10 protein-coding genes are annotated in these 11,774 nt (G+C 51.2%); 2 read left to right on the top strand and 8 right to left on the bottom strand.

The window, feature by feature from the left end; genetic code table 11:
- Nucleotides 1–369 precede the first annotated feature (369 nt).
- The 8 genes from AC3Y2E_RS31795 to dnaA form a co-directional block, all read right to left on the bottom strand.
- The gene (locus tag AC3Y2E_RS31795; protein WP_379217290.1) at nucleotides 370–1,428 is read right to left on the bottom strand and encodes an HD-GYP domain-containing protein; all 1,059 of its coding nucleotides are present in this window, start codon (nucleotides 1,426–1,428) and stop codon (nucleotides 370–372) included.
- A 53-nt stretch (nucleotides 1,429–1,481) separates the two neighbouring features.
- A complete protein-coding gene (gene gyrA / locus AC3Y2E_RS31790; RefSeq protein ID WP_190924120.1) occupies nucleotides 1,482–3,950 on the bottom strand; it encodes a DNA gyrase subunit A in 2,469 nt (822 codons plus the stop codon).
- Between the two features lie 46 nt (nucleotides 3,951–3,996).
- Nucleotides 3,997–5,907: a DNA topoisomerase (ATP-hydrolyzing) subunit B gene (gyrB, locus tag AC3Y2E_RS31785; protein WP_379217289.1), complete on the bottom strand. Its 1,911-nt coding sequence runs from the start codon at nucleotides 5,905–5,907 to the stop codon at nucleotides 3,997–3,999.
- A gap of 9 nt (nucleotides 5,908–5,916) precedes the next feature.
- Nucleotides 5,917–6,198, bottom strand: a complete 282-nt coding sequence (gene remB / locus AC3Y2E_RS31780; RefSeq protein ID WP_190924117.1) for an extracellular matrix regulator RemB — start codon at nucleotides 6,196–6,198, stop codon at nucleotides 5,917–5,919.
- 204 nt (nucleotides 6,199–6,402) lie between these two features.
- Complete coding sequence (recF, locus tag AC3Y2E_RS31775) at nucleotides 6,403–7,518, bottom strand: DNA replication/repair protein RecF (RefSeq protein WP_332072311.1); 1,116 nt, start codon at nucleotides 7,516–7,518, stop codon at nucleotides 6,403–6,405.
- Between the two features lie 12 nt (nucleotides 7,519–7,530).
- Nucleotides 7,531–7,746, bottom strand: a complete 216-nt coding sequence (gene yaaA / locus AC3Y2E_RS31770) for a S4 domain-containing protein YaaA (RefSeq protein ID WP_332072313.1) — start codon at nucleotides 7,744–7,746, stop codon at nucleotides 7,531–7,533.
- A 14-nt stretch (nucleotides 7,747–7,760) separates the two neighbouring features.
- The gene (gene dnaN, locus AC3Y2E_RS31765; protein ID WP_332072314.1) at nucleotides 7,761–8,903 is read right to left on the bottom strand and encodes a DNA polymerase III subunit beta; all 1,143 of its coding nucleotides are present in this window, start codon (nucleotides 8,901–8,903) and stop codon (nucleotides 7,761–7,763) included.
- A gap of 296 nt (nucleotides 8,904–9,199) precedes the next feature.
- Nucleotides 9,200–10,564 (bottom strand): chromosomal replication initiator protein DnaA, encoded by a 1,365-nt coding sequence (dnaA, locus tag AC3Y2E_RS31760; RefSeq protein ID WP_317891120.1) that lies wholly within the window; start codon nucleotides 10,562–10,564, stop codon nucleotides 9,200–9,202.
- A gap of 538 nt (nucleotides 10,565–11,102) precedes the next feature.
- Here dnaA and rpmH point away from each other — a divergent pair.
- The gene (rpmH, locus tag AC3Y2E_RS31755; protein ID WP_110841751.1) at nucleotides 11,103–11,237 is read left to right on the top strand and encodes a 50S ribosomal protein L34; all 135 of its coding nucleotides are present in this window, start codon (nucleotides 11,103–11,105) and stop codon (nucleotides 11,235–11,237) included.
- 116 nt (nucleotides 11,238–11,353) lie between these two features.
- Nucleotides 11,354–11,701 (top strand): ribonuclease P protein component, encoded by a 348-nt coding sequence (gene rnpA / locus AC3Y2E_RS31750; RefSeq protein ID WP_379217288.1) that lies wholly within the window; start codon nucleotides 11,354–11,356, stop codon nucleotides 11,699–11,701.
- The last annotated feature ends 73 nt before the right edge of the window (nucleotides 11,702–11,774 follow it).

Raw genomic sequence — 11,774 nt, 5'->3', positions numbered from 1 at the left:
AGAGCTGATTGCTCAAACGTACTGACTTGTGTCGATAACTCGACTTGTTTTGATCTCTTGCGAGATCGTCACTTGCACGCTCGTTGTTCAGTTTTCAAGGAACAAAATGTTCTTTTGTTTCGTTGTCATCCGTTTTGCGGCGACCTCTTTAATGTATCACAGTCGCCTATATCTTTGCAAGCTTTTTTTTGAATCTTTTTTTTGAATGCTTGCTGTCGTTTTTGGCGACAAGGAATAGATTATCATGCTCGTCCCCTTAAGTCAACTCCTATTTTTATTTTCTTTGAAACGTCCAGCTATCCCCATTATACCTCGCACAATCGCTCCAAACAAAAAGCGGGCGCATCCCGGCACCCGCTTCGACTATATTTAAATTACTTCCCGAATATACAGCTTCCGTTCGACCGCCAAGTTAATAATCGCCCCGTTCACGTTGACCATCGGACGCGTCGGATTAGCCCGGTCGGTAAAGATGATTTCGCCGACACTGTCGTCGCTCAGTCGTACTACAGTCCCGTTATGGAACTGAGTCACTTTATTGATAAAGGTGGATACAACGGTCGGTTCCAGCTTGCCGAACGACTCCTTCTGTACCTGCTCCAGCACCTGATAGGGCGACTCCGCTTTTTTGTAGGCTCTGTGGCTGGTCATCGCGTGAAAAATATCGGCGACCGCTATCACTTTGGCATAAGGGTGGATCTTGTCCCCTTTGACCGCCATTGGGTAACCGGAGCCGTCCTCCCGCTCATGATGCTGCAGTGCGCACAACTTGGAGCCTTCGTTGAGCGAAGGTATATTTTTGAGAATCGCGTAGCCGTATACGGTATGGCGGCGTACTTCCTCCACTTCCGGCGGGGTCAGCTTTGAAGGCTTGGCCAAAATGGCCGGGTCCACCTTCGCATTGCCGATATCGTGAAGCAGCCCGCCAAGGGCGATCGGCATCCAGTCCTTGCTCTGAAAGCCGTGCCACTTGGCCAGCATATACGAAGTCAGCGCAACCATAATGCTATTGTGGTAAATATAGTCCTCCATATTCAGCATCTTGGGTGTAAACGTCAAAATGTTGTACTGCTGAATTTTGGAGATTAGCTGCTCCAAGCCGGTCCGGATCTCGAGAATCGGAATTATCTGGACGGACGAAGAATCTTTGAACACTTTTTTGAGCAGTTGAACCATCTTGTCATATTCGGCATGAAACTGGACTTGGGACGAGTCTTCACTTTTGGCCTCTTCGGCTTTTTCGGGCGACTCCGCCTCCGGCTCTTTGCCTTCGATCATAACCGAAGGAATTAGAAAAGCACGCAGTATATCCAGCTCCCGCGGTGTAACGCTTTGACCTTTTCTGAACAAGAGGCTGCCTGGTTTCGTTAGTACATCCTCGATGATTCTATCGCCAAGCTTCAACTGGGAAACGGGAACGACCGCCATCAAACTTCCCCTGCCTTGCGTATCGGATTATTCAATCGGGTAAAAGCTCGCGCTTATTCTCCGTCTTCGGACTCGGAATCCATATCGATCGCCGCTTCTTCGTTTTTCTCCACCCTGGAGACAGTCGCCACTTCATCATCCTCGCGGGTATGAATGAGTCTGACTCCCTGCGTATTCCGTCCCATCGTATTGATGCCGGACATGCTGGTGCGGATAATCGTCCCCGATGCGGTGATGATCATGAGATCTTCTTCGTTTTTGACGACCTTGAGACAGACGACTGGCCCGTTCTTGGACGTTATATTCAACGTTTTGATGCCTTTGCCGCCGCGGGTCTGAATCCGGTATTCTTCCATCGGCGTCCGTTTGCCATACCCTTTGGACGTTACGATCAGCACGTCATCGTTCATATCCACAACGTCCATATCGATAACAGCATCGTTATCGGAGATCGAAATCCCTTTTACGCCGGTTGCAGAACGTCCCATCGGGCGGACATCATCCTCCGGAAAACGGATCGACATCCCCATCTTCGTTCCCATAATGATTTCCTGCTTGCCGTCCGTCAGCTTCACACCGATCAGATCGTCGTCCTCCCGCAGATGAATCGCGATTAGGCCGGCTTTCCGAATGTTGGAGTAGTCGTCGAGCGGCGTCTTTTTGACAATCCCGTTTTTGGTAGCAAAGAACAAATACTGCTCGGAATCGAAACTTTCGATCGGAATCACCGCATTAACCGTCTCGCCTTGCTCGATCTGGATCAGGTTAATGATAGGGGTCCCGCGGGCGGTTCGGCTCAAATCCGGGATTTCGTACGCTTTAAGCCGGTAGGCCTTCCCTTTGTTCGTGAAAAACATCAAATACTGGTGCGTATTCGACACAAACAAATGTTCGACAAAGTCTTTATCTTTCGTATCCATCCCGACGACGCCTTTGCCCCCACGCTTCTGGCTGCGATAAGTCGTAACCGGCAGACGTTTCACATACCCGGAATGGGTGATCGTAATAATCACATCTTCTTGCGGGATCAGATCTTCGTCCTCGATGCTTTCTTCGCCGATCGTAATCTCGCTGCGCCGTTCATCGCTGAACTTCTCCTTAATCTCGCGCATCTCTTCGCTGATAATGGCGAGAATAAGCTGCTCGTCGGCCAAGATCGCTTTGTATTCGGCGATTTTCTGCATCAATTCGGCATACTCCGCTTCGATCTTCTCGCGTTCCAGACCGGTCAGGCGCTGCAAACGCATATCGAGGATCGCCTGGGCCTGCTCGAGACTCAAGCTGAACCGGTTCATGAGTCCGTCTCTCGCCATCTCGGTCGTACGCGAAGAACGAATTAACGCGATGACCTCGTCCAGGTTGTCGAGTGCGATCCGCAGCCCTTCGAGAATATGGGCGCGAGCTTCCGCTTTTTTCAAATCGTACTCGGTACGGCGGCGTATAATTTCCTGCTGATGCTTTAAATAATAATAAATCATATCCCGAAGATTCAGCACCTTCGGTTCGCCGTTCACGAGCGCCAGCATAATGATCCCGTAATTGGACTGCATAGGCGTATGCTTGTACAAATTGTTCAGCACAACGTTCGGGTTCACATCCCGGCGCAGCTCGATAACGATCCGCATGCCGTTACGGTCGGACTCGTCCCGCAGGTCCGTAATGCCGTCGATTACTTTATCGCGAACCAGCTCGGCAATTTTCTCGACAAGTCTGGCCTTATTTACTTTGTAAGGAATTTCGTAAACGACGATCCGGGCTTTGTTGTTGACTTCCTCGATGTTCACCTTGGCCCGCATCGTGGCTGAGCCGCGGCCGGTCGTGTAAGCCTGACGAATCCCTTCGCGTCCCAAAATGAATGCGCCCGTCGGGAAGTCCGGTCCTTTGATCGCCTGCATCAGCTCCAGCGGCGTCACGTCCGGGTTGTCGATCATCATCTGCACGCCGTCGATGACCTCGCCGAGGTTATGAGGCGGAATACTCGTGGCCATCCCTACCGCGATCCCGTAAGAACCGTTAACGAGCAGGTTCGGATAACGGGAAGGCAGTACCGAAGGCTCTTGCTCTTCGCCGTCGTAGTTCGGTACGAAATCGACCGTCTCTTTCTGCAAATCCCGCAGAAGCTCCATCGATATTTTGGACAGACGGGCTTCCGTATAACGCATAGCGGCTGGAAAATCTCCGTCGACCGAACCGAAGTTGCCGTGACCGTCGACGAGCATGTAGCGTGTAGAGAAATCCTGCGCCAGACCGACCATCGTCTCGTAAACCGCGGAATCACCGTGCGGGTGATATTTCCCGATGACTTCCCCGACGATCCGCGCCGACTTCTTGTACGGTTTATCCGGAGCCATACCGAGCTCGGACATCGCATACAAAATGCGGCGGTGAACCGGCTTCAGCCCGTCCCGTACATCCGGCAGAGCACGGCTGACGATGATGCTCATTGCATAATCCATAAACGACGTGCGCATCTCTGTGCCGATGTCGATATCTCTTACTTGCGAATGTTTTTCTTCGGACATGGAAACCTCCTGAAAGCTTCTCTAGCAAATCCAATCTGGCGATGAATTAGTAATCCAGGTTTTTCACATACTTGGCATGCTGCTGGATAAAATCTCTGCGCGGTTCGACATTGTCGCCCATCAGCGTATCGAACAACGTATCGGCTTCAATGGCATCTTGAATGCTGACCTGCAGCATCGTACGGCTCTCCGGATCCATCGTCGTCTCCCACAGCTGCCCGGGATTCATTTCACCCAAACCTTTGTAGCGCTGAACGTTCACCTTTACGCCTTCGCCGAATTCCTGGATGACCGCATCTCTTTGTTTCTCGTTATAGGCATAACGGATCGTCTTATTCCGCTCGATCTTGAAAAGGGGCGGTTGAGCGATATATATATAACCGGCTTCGATAATTCTGCGCATGTACCGGTAGAAAAACGTCAGCAGCAGCGTCCGGATATGGGCGCCGTCGACGTCCGCGTCGGTCATGATCACGATTTTGTGGTAACGGGCTTTGGCCAGGTCGAAATCGTCGCCGATTCCTGTGCCGAGTGCCGTAATGATCGCCCGAATCTCCGCATTGGACAAAATTTTATCCAGGCGCGACTTCTCTACGTTGAGAATTTTACCGCGCAGCGGCAGGATCGCTTGGAAATGACGATCGCGGCCCTGCTTGGCCGACCCGCCTGCGGAGTCCCCTTCGACAATGAATACTTCGCTGATCGAAGCGTCCTTGGACGAACAGTCAGCCAGCTTGCCCGGCAGGGAACTGACTTCGAGCGCGCTTTTGCGGCGCGTCAACTCTCTGGCTTTGCGGGCGGCTTCCCGCGCTCTGGCCGCCTGAATGCCTTTCTCCACGATCTTCTTGGCAATCGCCGGATTCTCGTTGAGAAACTCTTCGAACTTGTCCGCAAAAAAAGACTCGACGATACCGCGAACCTCACTGTTGCCGAGCTTCGTCTTCGTCTGCCCTTCAAATTGAGGCTCCGGAATTTTCACTGAAATAATAGCCGTGAGGCCTTCCCGTACGTCATCACCGGACAAGTTGGAATCGCTGTCCTTGATCGAATTGGACTTGCGGGCGTAATCGTTCAAGATCCGGGTCAGCGCGCTTTTAAAGCCCGATTCATGCGTTCCGCCCTCGTGGGTGTTGATATTGTTGGCGAACGAATATATGTTCTCGTTATAGCTGTCGTTATATTGCAGCGATATTTCGACGTTGATATTGTCCTTGTTGCCCTCGATGTAGATCGGAGGCTCGTGGACCGCTTGCCTGTTGCGGTTCAGATACTCGACGAAGGAGATAATCCCGCCGTCATATTTATACGTATTCGAGACATCGTTCCGCTCGTCGATGAGCTGAATCTCGATGCCTTTATTCAAAAAAGCGAGCTCCCGGATTCGGGACTGCAGCACATCATAGTCGTATTCCGTCGTCTCGGTAAAAATCTCGGGGTCGGGCTTAAACGTGATCGTCGTTCCCGTCTCGTCGGTATCGCCGACAATTTTCAGATCGTGCTGAGGCGCACCCCGACGAAACTCCTGCAAATGAATGTGTCCGTCGCGCTTTACCTTGGCGATCAGTTGCTCCGATAACGCGTTCACTACGGATACGCCTACTCCGTGCAACCCCCCGGATACTTTGTAGCCTTCTCCGCCGAACTTGCCGCCGGCATGAAGGACGGTCAGGACAACCTCAAGCGTCGACTTTTTCAGCTTCGTATTCTCGCCGACCGGTATTCCCCGGCCGTTATCTATGACGGTAACGCTATTATCTTTGTGAACGATGACCTGGATCGTCGTACAGTGGCCTGCCAGTGCTTCGTCGATACTGTTATCTACCACTTCCCAAACCAAATGGTGCAGTCCCCGGGTGCTCGTCGACCCGATATACATCCCCGGGCGCTTGCGGACCGCTTCGAGGCCCTCTAGCACCTGGATCTGGCTTTCGTCATATGCGTGTTGGTTGACTGTCATTTGCTTTTGTCACCTACTTCTTTGATTTGAAAATATCTCGACATCGCTCGCCAATAACACATTGGCCCTTTTTTTCAAAGTGGTGGAGGAGATGGGGGAATAGTAGACTTTGGACTTCGTTACGACGAGTGACTTGCATTCCTCTTCACCGATCACTTCGACGTTTCGTTCTTTTTGGGCATGCTGAACAAAGCTTTTCGATATTTTAGAAGACTTCTCGATCGACAGATCGAAAATGGCGATCAGTTCGGACGCGCGTATTATTTTTTCTCCGCCCAAATGAATGAACATGACGAATCAGCTCCCGTTTTTCGCTGTAAGACAGACGTTTATATGCAAAACTACGGCAGGTTCCGGTAATGTCAACGTGTGCGGACTGAGGGGCAATTCCGCGCTAGCAGCAAAAGTCAGAGCAGACTTTGTGGCTTGGAATCGGCTGGCCGGGTGGGGTGCCAGAACGACTTGTCAATTCGCCGTGTAAGGTCTGACAGTGTGCTAGTCGTTGACCAGCTGGCCGTTGCGCACATGAAAAATGGAGGCGTTCCCCAATCGGTTCATCTGTAGGCTTTCTACGCCGGTCGTCGTGATGAACGTTTGCACTTTCGTCTGGAACGTCTCGAGAAGCTGGGTTTGCCGGTAAGTGTCCAATTCGGACAAAACGTCATCAAGCAGGAGAATCGGATATTCGCCCACTTCTTCCTGAATAAATTCGATTTCAGCCAGTTTCAGCGATAGAGCCGTCGTCCGCTGCTGGCCTTGGGAGCCGAAGGTTTGTACATCTTTGCCGTTGATAAAGAAGGCCAAATCGTCCCGGTGAGGACCGTACAGCGTTGTGCCGCGGCGAATTTCCTGGTCGGCTGCCTGTGATAACTTTATCATAAATTGTTCAAATAAGACAGTTTCTTCGAAAGTCTCGTCATAGCCGAAAGAGGGATTGTACGCAATCAAGAGCTTCTCTGAGCCGTTCGTAATGCCGTGATGGATCGATTCCGCCCAAATTTGCAGCTTTTTTATAAAGTTTTGACGTTTTTTCATGATTTTAATACCTAGTCTTGCAAGTTGTTCGTTCCAGACGTCCATCATCGTCGCATTCGGAGCTTTATCGCGGAACGACTGCTTCAGCAAATTATTGCGTTGAACGAGCACTTTCTGGTACTGGGACAGGTCGTACAAGTAGGACGGCTGCACCTGGCCGATCTCCATGTCAAGGAACCGGCGGCGAATGCCCGGCGACCCTTTGACGATATTCAAATCTTCGGGAGCGAACATCACCACGTTTAACGAACCTATGAAATCGCTCAGCTTTCTTTGCTCCAGTCCGTTGACCTTCGCCCGTTTGCCCTGGCCCGTCAGCGTCAGCTCCAGCGTGCAGGGACCGTACTTTTTGTCCAGTTCGCCGTACAGCATCGTACGGTCCGCGCCCCAGCGGATCAATTCCTTGTCCTGATGCGTCCGGTGCGACTTGGTGAGAGCCAGCACGAATATCGCTTCAAGCAGATTGGTTTTCCCTTGGGCGTTCGGACCGACGAACAGGTTGACGGCTCCTTCGGTAGCGAACTCGACGGATTCGTAGTTGCGATAATCGCGCAGCGAAAGCTTTTTCAAGTACAAATAACGTTCCTCCTAGCGGCGGGTCACTACAAAAACGCCGCATCCTTCCACTTGCACCCGGTCGTCCCGGTACAGCTTGCGCCCTCTGCGGTTCTCAGCCACATCATTGACGAGGATGGCGGTTTCGAGCAGGAACGGCTTGGCTTGTCCGCCGGTCGAGATGCAGTCGGCTAATTTTAGAAACTGTCCGAGCGTAATATATTCCGTCGTAATTTCTATCGGTTTCATGATCAGTTCTCCGTTCAGCCCGTAGTCCGGTACGGCATGATCAGATGGAGCATGTTGGAATGATCCTCAGGCTTCATGATGATCGGCTGCATCGCCCCGCGGAAACAAATTTGGATATAGTCGCTGTCGATTACTTTTAAGGCATCAAGCATATATTTGGAGTTGAAAGAAATGCTGAGCAGCTCTCCGGATAAGGTATGAGCGTCGATCTCTTCCTTCACTTTGCCAAGCTCGCTCGAGCTGGAGGAAATTTCGACGGTATTCTCGTCTTTCAGCGTCATTTTGACGATATTCGTCTTTTCTTCCCGGGACAGCAAATAAGCGCGGTCGATCGCATCGGCCAGCTTCCTCGTATCGATGGTCAGCTCGGTCTGGAACGACTGAGGAATGAGCTTGGACGTATCCGGGTATGTGCCGTCGAGCATCCGGGTGTAGAACAGGATCGTATCCATCTTGAACAGCACCTGGTTGTTCGCAACTACGATATCGACCATCATATTTTGATCGGGAAGCAGCTTGTTCAACTCGTTCAGGCTTTTGCCGGCGATCACAATATTTTGGAAATTCAGGCTGTTGTTCGAATCGATATGCGATTCTCTGGAAGCCATCCGCAACCGGTCGCAGGCAATCAGCTTCAGTCTGTCCTGACTGAAATTCCACAGGACGCCTGTGAGGATCGGGGAAGTCTCGCTGGTGGACACCGCAAAAGTCGTCTGGCGGATCATCGCTTTCAGCAGATCGCTGGAAACGTTAAGAACCTCATTTTCCTCGAGTTGAGGCAGAAGCGGATATTCCTCCGGATCGAGTCCGACGATTTGGATTTCGGCGGAGCCGGAACGGATCCAGGTCAGGAAATTTTCTTTGACCTCGATCGTTACATCGCGGGACGGCAGCTTTTTGATGATTTCCGTAAAAAATTTGGCCGGCAGAACAACGCTTCCGGGTGTGATGACTTCAACCGTAGCGGTCCCGTCTTTTTCTGGCGGGATGAAGCTTTGAATTGAAATCTCGGTATCGGAGGCGGTTAGCGTGACTCCGTTCGGCTGGACGTCTATTTTGATGCCGGTAAGGATCGGGATTGCCGTCCGGCTGGAGATTGCTTTGGAGACGTGCTGGATCGATTCGTTCAAATCGTCCTTCAAAATGTTCAGTTTCATCAATTTCAACTCCCGGTTCTAAAGGATTCCGCTTGCTGCATAGGATGGAGTACATGACGAATGTCCCCGGAGGCAGGGGAAAGCGGGCAATGCGAATAACGCATGCCTTGTTCCGTATCATTCGCCGAAATACAGGTCTCGGAACTCGTTGGGCGAACACGCCCTTTTATTCATAAGTATATATCTTTTATAGTGCACGTAGTAGTAGGCGCCCTGAATATGTGGATAAGTGTCGAAATGACCTGACGGATAAAGCCTATCCACATGTGAATAGATTGTGCATAGGCTTCAAGTTGTCAAGAGGACGGATTTTTAATTTTGTCGGATATCGTCTGAATAATTTTGTACAAGTCCTGATCCTGCTGGACGGCCGAGGCGATTTTCTCATGGGCATGGATAACTGTCGTATGATCGCGGCCGCCGAACGCCTCGCCGATCTTGGGAAGCGAATAGTCGGTCAGCTCGCGCGACAAATACATCGCCACCTGTCTCGGGAAAGCGACGGCTTTCGTCCTTTTGCGCGCTTTGAACTCCTCCAGCTTAAGGTTGTAAAATTCGCCGACCTTCTGCTGGATGTCCTGGATCGTGATCATTTTGGGCCGGCTCGACGGAATGATGTCTTTAAGAGCTTCGGCCGCCAGATGCGTCGTTATGTCCTGGTTAATGAGGGAGGAGTAGGCGACGACGCGGATCAGCGCGCCTTCGAGCTCCCGGATGTTCGTATCGACCTGATTGGCGATATAGATCATCGCTTCGTTCGGGATGTCCAGGTTCTCGGCTTTCGCCTTCTTGCGAAGAATCGCAATACGCGTCTCGAGATCGGGAGGCTGAATGTCCGTGATTAGTCCCCATTCGAAGCGGGATCGGAGCCGGTCTTCCAGTGTCGGGATCTCTTTAGGCTGGCGGTCGCTCGAGATGATGATCTGTTTCCGTTCCTCGTGCAGCGCATTAAACGTATGGAAAAATTCTTCCTGCGTCCCTTCCTTGCCGGCGAGAAACTGGATATCGTCGATCAGCAGCACGTCAATCGTCCTGTATTTGTTGCGGAAATCTTCGCCGCGGTTGTCGCGGACGGCGTTAATGAACTCGTTCGTAAATTTCTCGGACGAGATATACAGCACGCGCGCTCCGGGGTTATGCTCCATGACATAGTGACCGATCGCATGCATCAGATGCGTCTTGCCTAGCCCTACGCCGCCGTATAGGAACAGCGGATTGTAAGACTTGGCGGGCGCTTCGGCGACGGCCAGCGAGGCGGCGTGAGCGAACCGGTTCCCCGTACCGATGACGAAAGTGTCGAACGTATATTTCGGATTCAGCAAATTGTAGATGCTGCCGTCTTCCAGCGCAGGCGGCTGCCGAACAGGCTGGGGAGCGGGAGTCTGCGCGGGTTTGGCCGCAGGAGCCTCCGTATCTTGCAGCACGAACTTCACTTCGACTTCCCGGCCTGTATATTCGAACACGGTATGGGCAATCATTTTGGCATAACGGCTCTCCAGCCATTCGCGGGCGAAATTGTTCGGAGCGCAGATCGTCAGCTGTGTTTCAGTGAACACGGATGCCTTCGTCGATTTCAGCCAAGTGTCGAAGCTAGGTTTGCTCAATCTTGTTTGGATTACGGACAACACTTGTTGCCATAAATCGTGGGTAGATCCGTCCACAGTTTGTTCACTCCTTATATTCGTTGCCGGTCGGACGCCAAAACAGGCTATAGAAATCATCGCAGGGATGATGTCGAAACTTATCCACATAAGTCGCAAAAGCGGGAAATTTGAAAATATCGAAAGGGGAAAATTGTTCACAAAGTTATCCACAAGCTGTTGATAATCCGAGGGCGATCGAAGACTGTCCACAACCGAAAACAATATCATGATAGCAGAATTGGCGCGTGTTTTCAAACATTATCCACAATATCAATCCCTTGTGCGTAAAAGTTGTCAACAGCACTACATATTGTTTATACGCTGTGTAGAATGCGACAAAATCCGGTTTTGTTCCTTATAAAGTTATGCACAGGTGGACAAACCGACGGCAAACGAGCTTTTTCCGGGCTGTGGATCCGTCGCCGAAAAAGAGGGAGAGAGCCGCACAAAATTTTCAAGTAGCGGCGAATTGACTTTTGGGGGTGGAAGTGATTTAATGGATAGAGGCGTTTTTGGACGACCGGAAGTTTCGAAATCCCAAGGGGAGGTGCGATAGATGGGTCCTACATTTAAACCAAATGTAAGCAAGCGCAAGAAAGTGCACGGCTTTCGCAAAAGAATGAGCACGAAGAACGGCCGCAAAGTATTGAAAGCCCGCCGCCAAAAAGGAAGAAAAGTTATCAGCGCGTAACGGAAGGCCACTTCAAGGTGGTCTTTTCTTTTTATTGCGGCCTTTTGGCGGTTTATTTTCGCGATCAAGTGTGAACGATAGATTCGTATGCGTTTTCGAAACGATGGTGACTGTAGATGGAAAAAGAACTGAGGCTGACCCGCAGGGAAGATTTCAATAAAATATACCGCTACGGCAAATCGGCGGCTAACCAGCAGTATGTCGTGTATAGTCTGCCCAATCCGAGAATCGAGAGGTTCCGGATGGGAGTGTCGGTCAGCAAGAAACTGGGGAGCGCGGTTGTGCGCAACCGGATTCGCCGGGTGTTGAAGGAGATCGTTCGTCTGAACGAACAGAAGATCCGATCCCATTACGACTTTGTCGTGATCGCCAGAAAGCCTGTGGTGGAGATGGATTACCACGCGATGGAGAAGAGCCTGATGCACGTTCTGAAACGAGCTCAAATGATCCGAAATCCGTCGTAACGAACCGGTCCGGCTTGTGGACAAATTATTTTCTTTGCCGTCCAACATGTGGTATAGTTGAAGTTGGATAGGA

The sequence above is a fragment of the Paenibacillus sp. MAH-35 genome, assembly GCF_058135425.1.
The sequence above is the reverse complement of the archived record's forward strand: the minus strand, read 5'-3'. Positions and strand labels throughout refer to the sequence as shown.